The 15,676-nt window shown below is 68.8% G+C and carries 14 protein-coding genes; 3 read left to right on the forward strand and 11 right to left on the reverse strand.

Translation table 11 applies throughout. The annotated features are described in order from the left end of the window. Nucleotides 1-79: 79 nt before the first annotated feature. The 3 genes from NA8_RS06595 to NA8_RS06605 form a co-directional block, all read right to left on the reverse strand. Nucleotides 80-586, reverse strand: a complete 507-nt coding sequence (locus NA8_RS06595) for a mycothiol transferase (protein ID WP_063049429.1) — start codon at nucleotides 584-586, stop codon at nucleotides 80-82. A gap of 37 nt (nucleotides 587-623) precedes the next feature. After that, nucleotides 624-3,470, reverse strand: coding sequence for a type I DNA topoisomerase (topA, locus tag NA8_RS06600; RefSeq protein ID WP_439957371.1), 2,847 nt, complete (start codon nucleotides 3,468-3,470; stop codon nucleotides 624-626). 374 nt (nucleotides 3,471-3,844) lie between these two features. Continuing rightward, nucleotides 3,845-4,051: a cold-shock protein gene (locus NA8_RS06605; protein WP_011206895.1), complete on the reverse strand. Its 207-nt coding sequence runs from the start codon at nucleotides 4,049-4,051 to the stop codon at nucleotides 3,845-3,847. A 436-nt stretch (nucleotides 4,052-4,487) separates the two neighbouring features. Between NA8_RS06605 and NA8_RS06610 the strand changes: the two genes are divergently transcribed. Next, nucleotides 4,488-6,872, forward strand: a complete 2,385-nt coding sequence (locus NA8_RS06610) for a DEAD/DEAH box helicase (RefSeq protein ID WP_063049430.1) — start codon at nucleotides 4,488-4,490, stop codon at nucleotides 6,870-6,872. Nucleotides 6,873-7,160: 288 nt separating this feature from the next. On the opposite strand, the gene NA8_RS06615 is transcribed toward NA8_RS06610, so the two are convergent. The 7 genes from NA8_RS06615 to ssd all read right to left on the reverse strand — a co-directional run bounded on the left by NA8_RS06615 (nucleotide 7,161) and on the right by ssd (nucleotide 12,994). After that, complete coding sequence (locus tag NA8_RS06615) at nucleotides 7,161-7,592, reverse strand: Rv3654c family TadE-like protein (RefSeq protein WP_439957369.1); 432 nt, start codon at nucleotides 7,590-7,592, stop codon at nucleotides 7,161-7,163. A 375-nt stretch (nucleotides 7,593-7,967) separates the two neighbouring features. Next, entirely contained in the window at nucleotides 7,968-8,282 is a 315-nt protein-coding gene (locus tag NA8_RS06620) for a TadE family type IV pilus minor pilin (RefSeq protein ID WP_063049431.1), read from the reverse strand. A 59-nt stretch (nucleotides 8,283-8,341) separates the two neighbouring features. Further along, nucleotides 8,342-8,527: a DUF4244 domain-containing protein gene (locus NA8_RS06625; RefSeq protein ID WP_174550048.1), complete on the reverse strand. Its 186-nt coding sequence runs from the start codon at nucleotides 8,525-8,527 to the stop codon at nucleotides 8,342-8,344. 456 nt (nucleotides 8,528-8,983) lie between these two features. Then, nucleotides 8,984-9,607, reverse strand: coding sequence for a type II secretion system F family protein (locus NA8_RS06630; protein WP_063049433.1), 624 nt, complete (start codon nucleotides 9,605-9,607; stop codon nucleotides 8,984-8,986). A gap of 291 nt (nucleotides 9,608-9,898) precedes the next feature. Then, complete coding sequence (locus NA8_RS06635; RefSeq protein ID WP_063049434.1) at nucleotides 9,899-10,693, reverse strand: type II secretion system F family protein; 795 nt, start codon at nucleotides 10,691-10,693, stop codon at nucleotides 9,899-9,901. Next, nucleotides 10,690-11,874, reverse strand: coding sequence for a TadA family conjugal transfer-associated ATPase (locus NA8_RS06640; RefSeq protein WP_063049479.1), 1,185 nt, complete (start codon nucleotides 11,872-11,874; stop codon nucleotides 10,690-10,692). The genes NA8_RS06635 and NA8_RS06640 overlap by 4 nt, the downstream gene beginning before the upstream one ends. Nucleotides 11,875-11,884: 10 nt before the next feature. Further along, entirely contained in the window at nucleotides 11,885-12,994 is a 1,110-nt protein-coding gene (ssd, locus tag NA8_RS06645; protein WP_063049435.1) for a septum site-determining protein Ssd, read from the reverse strand. Between the two features lie 476 nt (nucleotides 12,995-13,470). Here ssd and NA8_RS33515 point away from each other — a divergent pair, with 476 nt between their 5' ends. Together NA8_RS33515 and NA8_RS06650 are read left to right on the forward strand one after the other, a co-directional pair. After that, nucleotides 13,471-13,644, forward strand: a complete 174-nt coding sequence (locus NA8_RS33515) for a hypothetical protein (RefSeq protein ID WP_157106558.1) — start codon at nucleotides 13,471-13,473, stop codon at nucleotides 13,642-13,644. Between the two features lie 101 nt (nucleotides 13,645-13,745). Then, on the forward strand, nucleotides 13,746-14,555 hold the full coding sequence (locus NA8_RS06650; RefSeq protein WP_063049436.1) for an HAD family hydrolase: 810 nt from the start codon (nucleotides 13,746-13,748) through the stop codon (nucleotides 14,553-14,555). Between the two features lie 489 nt (nucleotides 14,556-15,044). Here the strand turns inward: NA8_RS06650 and NA8_RS06655 are convergent. Continuing rightward, on the reverse strand, nucleotides 15,045-15,676 hold a 632-nt coding region (locus NA8_RS06655; RefSeq protein WP_063049437.1), incomplete at its 5' end, for a Fic family protein.

Raw genomic sequence — 15,676 nt, forward strand, 5'->3', positions numbered from 1 at the left:
CATCCGGCTCGGGCCGACCAGCGACGCCGGACCACCGCGGTCCCGGCAGCTCCGCGGCGCCGCTCGGCCCCGTTCACGACTAGGAGGCGCGCTGCTGCGTGCTGTTCGCGCCGTCCAGCTCCTCGCGGATGATGTCGGCGTGACCGGAATGATGCGCGATCTCCCGCAGGATGTGCAGCACCGTGTAGCGCACGGACCACCAGATGCGCTCCGGCGTCCAGGGCGTCGTCGGAGTGGGGATCGAGGTGTCGAGGCTGTCCACCGAGCGGATCAGCTCGGCTGTCGCCGCGGCCACCTCCTCCCAGGTGGCCAGCAGACCTGCCACGGTCTCCTCGGCGGCCATCACGTACTCGGCGCCGAACTGCGAGACATCCAGTTCCGCGTTCTCGTCCCGGCGCACGATTACCGACGTCCAGTGCCGTTCGCAGCTGACCAGATGGTGCAGCAGCCCACCGAGGGTCAGCTCGCTCACTGTGGTTCGCTGCCGCGCCTGCTCGTCATCGATGCCACGCAGGGTGATGCGGAAGAGCTCGCGCTGGTCGGCGAGCATCGCGATCAGATCCTCGCGCTCCTGTTCGGTACTCATGGCGCTCAGGCTACGGCTGTCGCCGCGCGCCGAGAACTCACGACTTCCCGACGCCGGTCTTCTTCGCCGCCGTTTTCTGCGCCGCGGTCTTCTTGGCCACCGTCTTCGTGGTGGTCGCCTTCTTGGCGGCGGTCTTCTTGGCCGCGGTCTTCTTGGCGGGGGCCTTCTTCGCCGCGGCCTTCTTGGTGGTCTTCTTCACCGGCCCGCGAGCCCGCCGGTCGGCGAGCAATTCCATGGCCCGCTCCGGGGTGATCGACTCGATCTCGTCGCCCTTGCGCAGCGTCGCGTTGGTCTCGCCGTCGGTGACGTACGGGCCGAAGCGGCCGTCCTTGATCACCATCGGCTTGCCGCTGGCCGAGTCGTTGCCGAGTTCACGCAGCGGGGCGGCGCTGGAGGCCTGCCGCCCACGGCGTTTCGGCTCCGCGTAGATCTTCAGCGCCTCCTCCAACGTGACGGTGAAGATCTGATCCTCGGTGTTCAGCGAACGCGAGTCGGTGCCCTTCTTCAGGTACGGCCCGTAGCGCCCGTTCTGCGCGGTGATCTCCTCACCGCTTGCCGGGTCGGTGCCGACCACACGCGGCAGCGACAGCAGCTTCAGCGCGTCGTCGAGCGTGATGGTGGCCAGGTCCATGGATTTGAAGAGCGAGCCCGTGCGCGGCTTCGGCGCAGCGGCCTTCTTCGCGGTCTTCTTGGCGGGTTCCTGCCCCTGCTCGACCTGCGGTTCGGGCAGGACCTCGGTGACGTACGGGCCGAAACGTCCTTCCTTGGCGACGATTTCGTGCCCCGACTCGGGATCGACGCCGAGCGAGCGACCCTCCTGCGGCGTCGAGAACAGCTTCTCGGCGACTTCGGGGGTCAGCTCGTCCGGAGGAAGATCGTCCGGCAGGTTGGCCCGCTGCGACACCGGATTACCTTCGGGGTCATCGGGATCGGCGACCATGCGCTCCAGGTACGGCCCGTACTTGCCGACCCGGACCACGACATCGCGGCCGTCGGCATCGCTGAACAGCTTGATGGAGTTGATCTCGCGCGCGTCGATGTCGTCGAGCCGCTCCCCCACCATCTTCTTCAGACCGCCGGACCGCGCGACCGACCCTTCCACGCCGTGATCGCCGCCGAAGTAGAAGCTGGACAACCAGTTTCCGCGCTGCTCGCGTCCACCGGCGATGGCGTCGAGATCGTCCTCCATGGCGGCGGTGAAGTCGAAATCGACCAGTCGGCCGAAATGCTCCTCCAGCAAGCCGATCACGGCGAAAGCCACCCACGACGGCACCAGCGCACTACCGCGCTTGTAGACGTAGCCGCGGTCGAGAATCGTCTTGATGATCGACGAATACGTAGACGGACGGCCGATGCCCAGCTCTTCGAGGGTCTTGATCAGCGACGCCTCGGTGTAGCGCGCGGGCGGGTTGGTGCTGTGCCCATCGGGATTCAGCTCGACCGCGGTGACCGCCTGGCCTTCATCCAACGCGGGAAGCCTGGACTCGGCGTCGTCGGACTGGCCGCCCGCCTCTTCGTCGACGCTCTCCACATAGGCCTTCAGGAAGCCGGGGAAGGTGATGGTGCGGCCGGAAGCGGAGAACACGCACTCTTCGCCGGTGCCCGCGACGCCGGTGATGCGCAGCGTCAGCGTGGTGCCCCTGGCGTCGGCCATCTGGGAGGCGACCGTGCGCTGCCAGATGAGTTCGTAGAGCCGGAACTCGTCGTTGTCCAACCGCGCGTGCAATTGACCGGGCGTGGCGAACGTGTCGCCCGCCGGACGGATCGCCTCGTGCGCCTCCTGCGCGTTCTTCACCTTGCGGGTGTACTGCCGTGCGGTCGGGTGCACGAACTCCGAGCCGTAGAGCTGGGTGGCCTGCGCACGGGCCGCGGCGATGGCCGACTCCGACAGCGTCGTGGAGTCGGTACGCATGTAGGTGATGTAGCCGTTCTCGTACAGACGCTGCGCCACCCGCATGGTCCGCTCGGAGGTGAAACGGAGTTTGCGTCCCGCCTCCTGCTGCAGCGTCGAGGTCATGAACGGCGGATAGGGCTTGCGCGTGTACGGCTTGGCCTCCGCCGAGGAAACCACCAGGTCGGCGCCGTCCAGCGCCTCGGCCAGCCGCCGCGCGTAGCCCTCGTCCAGGACCACGACGCCGCTTGCGGTCTTGAGCTGCCCGTCCGATCCGAAATCGCGCCCGGTGGCGACCCGTGCGCCGTCGACGGTGACCAGGCGGGCGCCGAAGGTCCTCGGATTGGTGGCGTCGCCCTCCTCGCCGTTGCCCGCGTCCAGCTTGGCGGCGATATCCCAGTACTCGGCCGAACGGAACGACATCCGCTCGCGTTCGCGCTGCACGATCACCCGGGTGGCCACCGACTGCACGCGGCCCGCCGACAGCCGCGGCATGACCTTCTTCCACAGCACGGGGCTGACCTCGTAGCCGTAGAGCCGGTCCAGGATGCGGCGGGTCTCCTGGGCGTCCACCAGGTCGTTGTCGAGGTCACGGGTGTCCGCGGCGGCGGCCTGGATGGCGGGTTCGGTGATCTCGTGGAACACCATCCGCCGGACCGGCACCTTGGGTTTGAGCGTTTCCAGCAGGTGCCAGGCGATCGCCTCGCCCTCGCGGTCGGGGTCGGTGGCCAGATAGAGCTCGTCCGCGTCCTTCAGGAGGCTTTTGAGCTCGGTGACCTTGGCCTTCTTATCCGGGCTGACGACGTAGATGGGTTCGAAGTCGTTGTCCACATCCACGCCCAGGCGCGCCCAGGACTGGCCCTTGTACTTGGCCGGGACATCCGCCGCGCCACGCGGCAGATCCCGGATATGACCGACCGACGCCTCGACCGTGTAGTTACGACCCAGGTACGGCGCGATCTTGCGGGCCTTGGTCGGGGACTCGACGATCACGAGACGACGCAGGGCACGGCCCTGGTCGGCTGCACCGCGGTCTCGTGTTGCCACCGGCGAATACACCTTTCCTGATCGACCCGCGCTGCGTAGTTTCCGCTGTGCGCGGCTTGGGGTGAGCGGCTGCGACGGCTGAATGTCGCACCAGACACGTTTATACCGTGACGCCGCGTGTGGTCGAGTGCTTGCGACTCGAACCACTGAGCGTACGCCCGTCAGTTCGAATCAGTATGCCTTGCCGTTTCGCCACACCTGCGCCGCGGCATGCTCGGCGGACCGTTCCGCCGGCGCACACGGGCCGTGACTACCCCAGATATAGCTCGTCCCTCACCCCGTTGCCGGTGGTGAGGGACGAGCTGTGGATCCTCGTGCGCTCAGCTGAGCGCACGCACTCCGGTGGCCTGCGGGCCCTTGGTGCCCTGGCCGACCTCGAACTCGACCTTCTGGTTCTCCTCGAGGGTGCGGAAACCCGAACCCTGGATCTCGGAGTAGTGGACGAAGACGTCAGCGGAGCCGTCCTCCGGCGCGATGAAGCCGAACCCCTTCTCCGCGTTGAACCACTTCACAGTTCCCTGTGCCATTCTGTTCCTTCTCTTTTCTTACCGGAACGGCGGACAACTGGGTTCGTCCACCGGGTCCGTTCCGACCGCTGTACTGTTGGTTCCCCCTGCAGGAAAGCACCAAGCACACCGTTCGCAACATCGATCCTGCTGACGGTTTGGACTTTGGATCCGTCCCTCGAACACAGAAGCTTGCGACCAGGAACCAGTGAACCATGTCTTCGGGCAATTCAACAGTCGAGTTACCGACAATTTGCAAAAAAGTTGATCTTGCGAATGCGCAGGTGAGGGACACAATGGTGGAATCCGGACTTGGGGTTCGTTTGCTTGGTGATAACCGAGTCGACGTTCAGCAAAGAAGCTGTGACCCAGGTCGCTATTGGGTATCGAAATGGCAGGTAGGGGTTGCCGGACGTACACGTTTCACACTTCCGCAGCGTGTTGCGGGGTTCGCCTCGTGAATCAGCCGGACTCAGCGCTCCGCGGGCGGCCTCCCGCAGGACCCACCTACGGGGCATCGTTGCTGAATCGTGTCCTAACGGGGGTGCCGGACAACGACCCTCGGCTGACTCACGTGGTCGAGCTGCCCGCGCGCGCCGCAGCACACTCCGCGTGGCCCGAGTGGGCATCACCGGATGTGGTTGCGGCATTACGCGACACGGGCATCGACGCGCCGTGGCGCCATCAGGTGGAGACGGCCGATACGGCGTTCCACGGCCGGCACGTGGTGGTGAGTACCGGGACCTCCTCGGGCAAATCGCTCGGTTACCAGCTTCCGGTGCTCACGGCGCTGCAAGCCGATCCCAAGGCCACCGCGCTGTATCTGTCGCCGACGAAAGCGCTCGGCGCCGATCAACTGCGCGCGATCGGCGCGCTCACGCACGAAGGTCCGCTGCGTGATATCCATCCGGCCACCTACGACGGCGATACGCCTGCCGAGATACGCCAGTGGGTACGCGCCAACGCGCGGTGGATCTTCACCAATCCCGACATGCTCCACCTGGGCATACTGCGATCCCACCAGCGCTGGGCGCGCGTACTGCGCAGGCTGCGTTATGTGGTGGTCGACGAATGCCACGCCTATCGAGGTGTTTTCGGCTCGCATGTCGCGCTGGTGCTGCGCAGGCTGCGGCGGATCGCCGCACGATACGGCGCGGACCCTGTGTTCGTGCTCTGCTCGGCGACCTCGGCCGAACCGGCGGCGGCCGCCTCGCGCCTGATCGGCGCGCCGTGCACCGCGGTCACCGCGGACGGATCGCCACAGGGGCCACGGACCGTCGCGCTCTGGGAACCGCCCTTACTCACCGCGGTCACCGGCGAGAACGGTGCGCCGGTGCGCAGGCCCGCCACCGCGGAAGCGGCGCGGATCATGGCTGATCTGGTGGCCGAAGGCGCTCGGACCTTGACCTTCGTCCGCTCGCGCCGAGCCGCGGAGCTCACTGCGATGGAGGCCAGAAGACTGCTGGCCGAGATCGATCCGGACTTGGCCGCGCGGGTGGCGTCCTACCGCGCGGGGTATCTCGCGGAGGACCGGCGTGATCTGGAAGCGGCTTTGTCGGACGGATCGCTCCTTGCCGCGGCGACGACCAACGCATTGGAACTCGGCGTCGATATCGCTGGGCTCGATGCCGTGGTCATCTCCGGTTTTCCCGGAACGGTCGCGTCGTTCTGGCAGCAGGCGGGACGGGCAGGACGACGCGCTCAGGGATCGCTCGTGCTGCTCGTGGCGCGGGACGACCCGTTGGACACCTACCTGGTCCACCACCCGGAAGCACTGTTGAACAAGCCGGTCGAGGCCACCATCACCGATCCGCGCAATCCCTACGTGCTGGGACCACAACTTTTGTGCGCCGCGCAGGAGCTGCCGCTCACCGACGCCGAGGTGGATGAACTCGGCGCAGCCGAGGTACTTGCCGAGCTGGCGACGAAAGGGCTGATCAGGCGGCGCGGAACGGACGATCGCGCACGCTGGTACGTGACCGCGGAGACGCAACCGCACGACGCGGTGGACGTCCGGGGCGGTATCGGCGCTCCGGTAGCCATCGTGGACGGCGAAACCGGCAGGCTGCTCGGCACCGCCGATGCGGGGCGGGCCCGGGCCACGCTGCATCGCGGCGCCGTTCATCTGCACCAGGGCGAGACCTATGTGGTGGACGAGCTGGATCTCGACGACGGCGTGGCCTTCGTGCACGCCGCCGAGCCCGGCTGGACCACCAGCGCGCGCCAGGTGACCTCGATCGCCATCGATGCGGTAACCGACCGCCGCTCCCACGGTCACGTGACGGCCGGCCTGGCGCGGGTGCGGGTCACCAGTCAAGTGGTCGGCTACCTGCGCACGCTGGTCACCGGCGAAGTGCTCGACCTGGTCGAACTCGATCTACCGCCGCAGACACTGCCCACCAGGGCAGTCATGTACACGGTGACACCGGAGCTGCTGACGCTGGCCCGAATCGAACCCCAGGACGTGCCCGGAGCGCTGCACGCGGCCGAGCACGCGGCGATCGGGCTGTTGCCCTTGGTGGCGACCTGCGACCGGTGGGACATCGGCGGCGTCTCCACCGCCGAGCATCCGAACACCGGGCTGCCCACCGTCTTCGTCTACGACGGTCAGGCCGGTGGGGCCGGGTTCGCCGAGCGCGGCTTCGCCCAGCTGCGGCAATGGCTTTCGGCCACCCTGTCGGCCATCGAGTCGTGCAGCTGCGCGGCCGGCTGTCCGTCCTGCGTCCAATCACCCAAGTGCGGCAACGGGAACCACCCGCTGGACAAGGCGGCAGCGGCACGTCTGCTCACCGCCGTGCTGACCGAACTGTCCGCCGGCGCGGAGGTGTCGCTGGATTCGTGACAGCGCAGAGTCGGACGCGTGACCAATTGTCGACCTTGCCAGTGCGCATGCTGGGAAGATTGGGATCCCTCCTAGTGGAATGACGCTGCTTCACCCCTCATGAATAAAAAGGATTAGATTCATGTTAACTACAGTATTGCCACTGGGTCCATTGCCGACATGCGCATTCATCGGTATTCGATATCCGGACCTGCGCGGAGAATTCCAGGGGCCCACTTTTAACCGGCCAGTAGAATTACCGATTTCCGCTACTGGACGCGACGCAAGGGCGACCGTGTATCGAACTCGTCAGCCTTCAACGGGCCCCGCCCGCGCACTCGCCCGAACGACGCGATCGCCATACAGACCTATTGGTACATTCCTTTCCACAGCCACCGTGACGTCCCACTCCGCGGCGACACAGACGCGCATTCGTGTCCCCATCCGCCGCGCCACATCGTCCGCCTCCGCGCATGCGGCTTCGACGCCGGCCACCAACGCGCCCGCCGCGGCGAGCGCCGCCGAATCGGCGGCTGCTTGCGCCCGATGCCGCGCCACCACCACGACGCCCACCTGCGCGATCAAAAGCGTCACACCTATCAGCCCTACGAGCGCCAGGCAGGTGAAGACTGTCGCCAACCCGTCCTCCCTGGATGCGCGGAGCCATGCCGGAGAGCCCATACGGTGTGCGAGCCGGTCGCCGGTCTGGACGTGCTCTTCGGGGCCGCTCAGGTCGGTCATGTCACACTCTCGGTCGAAGTCGGAGGGCCGCCGCACCTGTCCTCTGATTGCCGCAGCGTGACCGGCCGCGCAGGCGGTCGGTCGGCCGCGGGGAGGCGCGCCGAACGCGTCGCACACGCGTCCTGAGTACGGCCACCTGCCTCGGGCGCATTCGGCGGCATCGAACGCGCAGCACTCGACCTGCGGTCGGCCCTTCGAACCACGACGACATGGACCGGCGTGCCCACGTCGAGCCGGGGCCCGCCTGACACCGCCGAGCCGCAGGGGAGACCTTCCACGGTCGGCGCGCTCGCTCGGACGCCCGCCGACCAGGCGGGCCGCACCCCTCGTGATATGCGGCGTTGCCCACGCGGGAGCAGCCCGTGGGTACCCCTTTCACTTCTCGGCCCCGGGTTCGAGCGTCGCGACCGCTTCCGCGCGAAGAGTGAGCAGCGGTAACAGTGGAGTTCGTGCGGAGACCACGGCTATGGCACGAGTGCCCTCGGTGCGGAGGGCGATGTCTGCCGAGGGCGGGGCAATGCGCTCGGCCGCCGGGCGAGCATTCGCATGATCGCCTCGCGCGGCGAGGCGGGCCGCCTCGCGGGCGGCGTCGACACAGCGGACCTGCGTCGACGCCGCCAGTAGAGCGCCGAGACAGAGCACGACGGCCGCCATGAGCGCAGTCAATGCGACCGCGGCCTCGACCGTCACCGCTCCCCGATCGTCGCTCGGTCCCGGCGTGGCACGGCATCGTCGTGCCGCGGCGACGACTACACCGACGTGTTGAGCGCCCGGTCGATGATCTTCGTCAGCGCGTTCACGATGCTGTCGCCGGTCACCACGCCGTAGAGCACGGCGCCGAATGCCGCCGCCGCGATCGTGCCGATCGCGTACTCCGCAGTGCTCATGCCGTCCTCCGCGACCACCGCCTGTAGCGCTCGGACACGCAAGCCCATATATACAGCCCTCATCCTCCGGCCCACGGATCTCGCGACCCCCTGGATACGCACCCGATTCCTCCTTTCCAGCCCGTGCGGCCGCTCCGCACGAGCACGCTTGTTCCGAAGCAGTCCGCGGCGCGTGCAACCGTCTCGAAACCACCTCGCCGCCGCCGATCCGCGTACCCGGATCAGGCGAACGCTCGCCTCGCGAACTCCGGGGCGTCACCTCGCCCCTCCGCCCCGCCGGCCACGCCCACGCCCACGCATCGCCGCGCCGTGATCCGCCGAACCCGTCACGAGCCGACACTGTCGGGTCGCGAAGCCACGGCACGTCGCGGTAGGACAGCAGTCCGCTCCCGCCCCGCCGACCACACTCACGCACCGCCGCGCCCTGAACCACCGAACCTGTCAGCGAGCACCGCGTGCTTCGAGCCGGTGCCGTGGAGGGCGAAGCCGCGGCATGCCGCAGGATTACAACAGTCCGCCGTCCAGTACTCGCCCTGCCAAGCCGATGACCACCGGCACTATGCCGAGGCAAACGAAGGCCGGGAGGAAGCACAGACCCAACGGGCCGCCGATCAGGACACCCGCGCGCTCCGCCTTCGCGGCTGCCGTGTCTTCGACCGCGGACCTCTGCTGCTCGGCCAGCTCCATCACCGCGGCCGCCAGAGATGACCCGGAGCGTGCCGAGCGGCGTGCCATCCGGGCCAGTGACTCGATCTCCTCGGCTCCGGGGCGCCCATTCGCATCGCGCGCCACCCGGCCCCAGGCCGTGGCCGCATCGGCCCCTAAGGCGAGCAGGTCCGCAGCGCGTCGCAATGCTTCGCCGAGCGCTTCCGGCGCCTCCGGCGCCACGGCCCGTGCCGCGCTTGCCATGGGCAGCCCGGCCCGCAGGCACGCGGCCAGCAGATCGAGAACCGAGGCGACGGCCAGCGGATCGATCCCCTTGTTCACTCGGCGCGACGACTCGGTCGGCCCATGATGGGCTCGGCCGACAGCAGATAGCCGCCGGCTCACCGCGACCCGTCCCGGGAGCAGTGCGAATGCCACCGCTACCAGCGATAACGGCAGCGCCGCATCCGGGGTGAACGCCATCGTCAGCCTCCTGCACCAGCGCTGTTGTGTGAGAACCACGGACCCGTCCGACACACACGCCGGTGGGATCGGCCAGCGGTCGAGGCAACGGGCGGGCGCTGCGGACCCAGCGGTGACTTCGTGCGGCCGTACCGCTTCCGGCTAAGGCAGAAACCACGGCTGCAATCGGCCCGCCTATGAACCTCCATGTCTCGCCGACGGATTTCCGAGCCTTGCCGATCGACGCCGACATCGAAAGCGGAAGGTAAGCGTGGGTATTCGGCCGCTCACAGCCGACCGTCGGAAGGGTCTTCATATCAGCACCTTTCGTGTGATCACATCGGTCCACAGCAGGCCCGCGCAGGCCAGGCCTGCGCCGAGTGGCAGCAGTACCGTCCCCGCGGACGAGGCGAACAGGACGTGCAGCGGCGCTGCGCCCATCATTTGGCCGAGTGCGATACCGAGAAACGGCAGGCAGGCGAGGACCGCGGCGGTGGCGCGCGCACCGGCCAGCGCGGCTGTGGTGCGGCCGTGGAATCGAAGGCGGCCCGTGAGATCCGTTCGGGCTGCCGACAGCAGCTCGGCCAGTGCCAGGCCATGCCGCTCTGCCACGTGCCAAGCGCCCGCGACCCGGGAAAGTTCCTCGGCGATCGGGGAATCCGGTCTGCGCAGACCCTCCGCCGCCGAGCCACCGAGCCGGCTGCGTGCGGCGCCGACGGCGAACGCGCGTGCCGATTCGCCCCGCACCTCACGCGCGGCGGTCTCGGCGGCGGCGCTCGGGTGCGCCCCTACCCGCAATTCGGCGATCACGGCCTCCAAAGCGTCGAGCAGGTGCCCTTGCTCGACACTCCTGCGCCGGTCGCGCGCCGCCCGTCGCGCCCGCAACCCGACCGTTCCGGTGACCAAGCCGGCGGCGAGGAAGGGACCAGGGCCGAAGGATACGAGCACAATCACCGCGCCTGCGATCGCAGCCACGCGAAACAACGTCTCGCGCCGCGGCATCGGATAGTCGGCTCGCGCGGTCGACAACCGCCCTAGCCGGCGGCGCGACCGCGGCGCCGGGACCACGATCAGCGCCAGCGCGAGACACAACATCGCGCCGCTCATCGGTCGAGCCGTTCGGCGAGCAGGCTGCACAGGTCCGCGGCGGCCGGAGCCGCACCTGTGTCGTGCCAGGCGGGCGTGATACGCACGCGTCCCTCGCCGGCACGGTGCACGAGGCCGATCTCGCGTAAACCGCGCGAGCCGTCGGATCGACGGTGTACGTGCAGGACGACCTGCACCGCGGCGGCGAGTTGACTGTGCAAGGCCGCTCGATCCATTCCGCCCAAGGCGGCGAGGGCTTCCAAGCGGGCCGGGACTTCTCGCGGCGAGTTGGCGTGCACGGTGCCCGCTCCTCCGTCGTGCCCGGTGTTCAACGCGGTCAGCAGGTCGACCACCTCGGCTCCCCTGACCTCGCCGACCACGATCCGGTCCGGCCGCATGCGCAGCGCTTGGCGGACCAGGTCGCGCACGGTGATCTCGCCGACGCCCTCCACGTTCGCGGTCCTGGCGACCAGCCGGACCACGTGCGGATGCGGTGGCGCGAGTTCCGCCGCGTCCTCGACGCAGACGATCCGCTCGGACCGGTCGACCGTCGCGAGCAGCCCGGACAGCAGCGTCGTCTTCCCTGCGCCGGTGCCACCGACCACGAGGAATGCCAGCCTCGCCCGGACGATTCGTTCCAGCAGGAGCTTCGCGTCGGTGGGCATCGCGCCAGCCGACGCGAGCGCGTCGAGTCCCTGAGTAGCCGGACGAAGTACGCGCAGCGACAGACAGGTGCCTCCCTGTGCGACCGGCGCGAGGACCGCGTGCAAGCGGACACCGAAGGAATCCCCCAGCGCCGCGCCGGTTCCCGTCAGCCGGCCGTCCACCCATGGTTGTGCGTCGTCGAGGCGCCGCCCGGCTGACAGTGCCAGGCGCTGCGCCAGCCGCCGTACCGCGGCCTCGTCGGAGAACGTGATCGAAGTCCGCTCCAAACCGTGCCCACGATCGATCCACACCGCCTCGGGGCCTGTCACCAAGACGTCCGCGACGTGCGGATCGTGCAGCAGCGGTTCGAGTACGCCCGCGCCGGTCAACTCCGTCTGCAACAACCGCAGGGCGCGCAGCAGATCGGTGTCTCCCAGCACCCCACCCGCCTCGGCGCGGATCGCGGCGGCGACTTGCGCCGGATCCGGATCGCCGGTCTCGGTGGCCAGTCGCTCCCGCACCCGATCCAGCAGCTCGGTGGTCAGTATCGCGCTCATCTTCCCCGCCTCACCGCCGCCGCCCGGGTGGTGCGCTGAGTACGCCGAGCACGGCGTCGGCGGCATCGCGCAACGGTCCGCGACTGCGGACCGAGATCCCGCCGCGCTCCAGCCGGTGGGCCAGACCGCTCTGGGCTCGGACGGCGGCGAGCAGCGGAAGATCGAGCACTTCGGCGACCTCGGGCGCGCGCAGGCCCCCGGGCGCCGGGCCTCGAACGATCAGGCCCTGGTTCGGGTTTCGGCGCGCGATGTGCGCGGACACCGCTTCGGCGGCGGCGACCGCCCGCAGTCGCGCCGGGACGACCAGCACCACGAGATCCGCCGAGTCGAGCATCTGGTCGGCATGCGGTCCGCGCTCACCGGAAATGTCGCAAACTACGAAATCGCCTGCGACACGGCCCGCTTCGATCACAGCGCGGACTCCGGCCGCACCGAGCTCGCGTGGCAATCGTCCCGCACCGCAGCGCCCACACGACAGTACCGCCAGTCCGGGCGCCGCGATGGGCAGGGCGCCGTGCAACGCGGTCGCGGAGACCCGCCCGTCCTCGATCACCAGATCGGGCCAGCGCAGCCCTGCCGTGTTCTCTATACCGAGCAGCAGGTCGAGGCCACCTGCAAAGGGCGCGCCGTCGACCAGCAAGGCCTCGCGCCGGAACCCTTCCGCGGCGGCGCGCAGCGCGACCGCGACGGCCAAGGTGGATGCCCCGGCCCCACCGCCCGCCCCCGCGACGGCGACCACCACGCCATCGCCCGCACGTTGTTCGCCGTACTCGGCAAACATCTCGATAAGCCCCACCGCCGCGCCGGGCAGGGCGATAGCCCGCTCCGCGCCGACCGAGGCGGCGGCCTGCCAGTCGAGCAAGCCTGGCTCACCATCGGTTACCAACACCACGCCGGTCCGGCGCAGGTATCCCGCCGCGGCTGCCTCTCGCGCCGCATCGGTGTCCAGGATCACCAGCGGAGCGCCCGTCCAGGCGTGCCTGCCGACGGGTTGGGTCCGCTCGTCGAGAGACCGTTCAGCGGCCGCCGCGATGCGCCGGACCTCGTCGCGCAGGCGGTCGTCATCGATGAGCACGAGGGCGGGCGGTGGCCCGGTCGGCTCCGATGCTTCGAGGTTCATGCTGGTCAGCGTCGCTGAACGCGGACGGGCAGAGAAGGGCCGATCTGCCGAATGTGGATAACTTCCGGGCTGTGGACAACTTCCGAGCCGGGCGTCCTATCGCACTGTCCCTGAAATAGAGGACGGCCCCAGCCGGGGGGGGAGGAGGCTGGGGCCGTCGGGGTTCAGCCCCGGGGGGTCGGGCTGAACGCGCCTGGACCATGTCCAGGTGCCAGCAATACTACACCCAAGCCCCGCCCACAACGCAAGTCTGCCGACGGACATCTTTGCGGCCCTCGCGGCTTCGGCGTCTACGGGGCAAACTCCACCGACGCGCCGTCCGCATGCCCGCCACCGTTCGGAACACGCGTGCCGAACGGGTATGACCGTAGTCCGTCTGCCGCCCACCTGCGGCGGATCGAAGGCAAGGAAGCCACACGACAGGCGCGGCAGACCTGATCCGCCGGTCTGCCGCGCCACCGCACCTGGCTGCCGAGATGATGCGGCCACGCACGCGGCGCGCCGTCCAGGGCGGCGCGGACGCCTCCGAGTGGAAGAGCCGAGCGCGAGGCCGCAGCCAGGAGGAAGCGGCCGCACGCCAGCGCGCCAGGGCCGAGGAAGCCGCACACGACTACGAACCGCAGCGCGAGACCGAGCTGATCGCGCGATGACACCGCCCCGGAAAACCGGGAGGGTCCCGATAGCCCGCAGGGAGCCGCCGCAGCTCAGCGCCCCTCCGGAGGGAGGCGGCGCCGCCGCCTATCCTGGTCAGGTGGACAACTCAGCCCCTACGGGTGGACGCGTCGCGGCCTTCTTCGATCTGGACAAGACCGTGATCGCGAAGTCGAGCACGTTCGTGTTCAGCAAGCCCTTCTACGCGCAGGGGCTGTTGAACCGCCGCGCCGTCCTCGAGAGTAGTTACGCCCATTTCCTGTTCCTGCTGTCCGGCGCCGACCACGACCAGATGGAACGCATGCGCGCCCACCTGACCAGCATGTGCGCGGGCTGGGACGTCGAACAGGTGAAATCCATTGTGGCCGAGACGCTGCACGAGCTGGTCGATCCGCTCATCTACGCCGAGGCGGCCGACTTGATCGCCGACCACAAGATCCGGGGCCACGACGTGGTGATCGTCTCGGCTTCCGGGGAGGAGATCGTGGGCCCGATCGCCGAAGCGCTCGGCGCTTCACACACCGCGGCCACCCGGATGGTCGTGGCGGACGGGAAGTACACCGGCGAGGTCGAGTTCTACTGCTACGGCGAGGGCAAGGTCGCCGCTGTCGAAAAACTCGCCGCCGGCGAGGGTTACGACCTGTCGCGCTGCTACGCGTACTCCGATTCGATCACCGATCTGCCCCTGCTCGGCGCGGTGGGGCACCCCACCGCGGTCAACCCGGACCGCAATCTGCGCCGCGAGGCCACCGCACGCGGCTGGCCGATCCTGACCTTCTCCAACCCGGTGTCGCTGTGGGCGCGCTTCCAGGCGCCGTCCTCGACGACGGTCGCGGCCACGGCGGCGGTCGGCTTGAGCGCGGTGCTGGCGGGCGCGATCAGTTACCGGATGCTGCGCCGCCGACACTGATATCGGAGCGCTCGACCATCTCGTGATACCGGATCGCCAGATACTTGCCCGGGCATTTGCCGACTTAGCACACGCTGCGGCGGGCCAGGCATTTAACCACGAAACACCGAGAAACACGCCGTTTATTCAATGTCTTATGATCCCTTGATGTGAGTGCAGTCACAGTGTAGAAAGGTAACTACGGAAGGGCGGAAGGCCAAGGCAGTACCGGAAGAGAAGGCACTGTCTCCCGACCATCCTTCCCAGCACGGACACCAGGCACCCACGCGGAGCGCGCCGCGACAAGGGCAGAAGCGTTGTGGGCCTGCGAAATACGGATAGTCGACGGCGAAGGCCTCGCACAGGTTGCGGGGATGAACCGCTGATGTCCGGATTGTCGCCGAGGCCGCAGAACACAACCCACCTAGCACGCTTGGTAACCGGGTAGTCCGTGCTAGCGGGCGGTGAGGTCGACAGACAACGCCGCCCGCTTTGATGTGTCCAGGGGGATTATCCCGCCGCCGAGTCGGCGATCGATGTGGCTTCGCGCGCACCGTCCTCGAACGCCGCGCAGCAGAAGATCACCCATCCGCCCACGGCCTCCGCATCCCCGGATTCGAACCCATCGGCCGCGTCCAGATACGCCTGACGCCTGCGCAACAAGAACACCTCCGGCACGCCGAGACTGTGCGGGTCCAGCCCACTGGACACCGCGACCAACCGGGACGCCGCCCGCGCGACCACACCGTCGGCCGTGCCGAACGGCTTCAGCGCCAGTAGCTCACCGTGTACTACGGCGGCGAGCACCGGTGCGGGCGCCCGGGAGCCGACCACCGTCTGCGCGAGCAGGTCCAGCCGCCGCGCTACACCGGAGTCGTAGCGCGGCCTGCCGAGCGACTCCTCCTGCGGTACCAGGTCGGCCGCGGCGAGCAGATGCAGCCGCGCCAACGCCTGCAGCGGAGCGCGCTGCCAGGTGCGCACCAGATTCCGCAGCGCGTCTCCGTCCAGCGCCTGACCGACGCGCAGGGACCCGGCCAGTATCGGGTCCGCCACCCGCCCGTCGGCGGGGATGTCCGTGCTGCCGCCGTCGATGGCCGCCGAGGACCGCGCCGCGCGCACCGCGGCCTCGGCCGCCGTGGTCG

Source organism: Nocardia arthritidis NBRC 100137 (assembly GCF_001612765.1).
GTDB classification, from domain to species: Bacteria; Actinomycetota; Actinomycetes; order Mycobacteriales; family Mycobacteriaceae; genus Nocardia; species Nocardia arthritidis.

What these genes read in the sequence shown, in the direction of transcription:
- NA8_RS06605 (WP_011206895.1), bottom strand. Translation starts at nt 4,051, where the DNA reads ATGGCACAGGGAACTGTGAAGTGGTTCAACGCGGAGAAGGGGTTCGGC.
- NA8_RS06640 (WP_063049479.1), bottom strand. Translation starts at nt 11,874, where the DNA reads ATGAGCGCGATACTGACCACCGAGCTGCTGGATCGGGTGCGGGAGCGA.
- NA8_RS06595 (WP_063049429.1), bottom strand. Translation starts at nt 586, where the DNA reads ATGAGTACCGAACAGGAGCGCGAGGATCTGATCGCGATGCTCGCCGAC.
- NA8_RS06635 (WP_063049434.1), bottom strand. Translation starts at nt 10,693, where the DNA reads ATGAGCGGCGCGATGTTGTGTCTCGCGCTGGCGCTGATCGTGGTCCCG.
- NA8_RS06630 (WP_063049433.1), bottom strand. Translation starts at nt 9,607, where the DNA reads ATGGCGTTCACCCCGGATGCGGCGCTGCCGTTATCGCTGGTAGCGGTG.
- NA8_RS33515 (WP_157106558.1), top strand. Translation starts at nt 13,471, where the DNA reads ATGATGCGGCCACGCACGCGGCGCGCCGTCCAGGGCGGCGCGGACGCC.
- NA8_RS06625 (WP_174550048.1), bottom strand. Translation starts at nt 8,527, where the DNA reads ATGGGCTTGCGTGTCCGAGCGCTACAGGCGGTGGTCGCGGAGGACGGC.
- ssd (WP_063049435.1), bottom strand. Translation starts at nt 12,994, where the DNA reads ATGAACCTCGAAGCATCGGAGCCGACCGGGCCACCGCCCGCCCTCGTG.
- NA8_RS06615 (WP_439957369.1), bottom strand. Translation starts at nt 7,592, where the DNA reads ATGACCGACCTGAGCGGCCCCGAAGAGCACGTCCAGACCGGCGACCGG.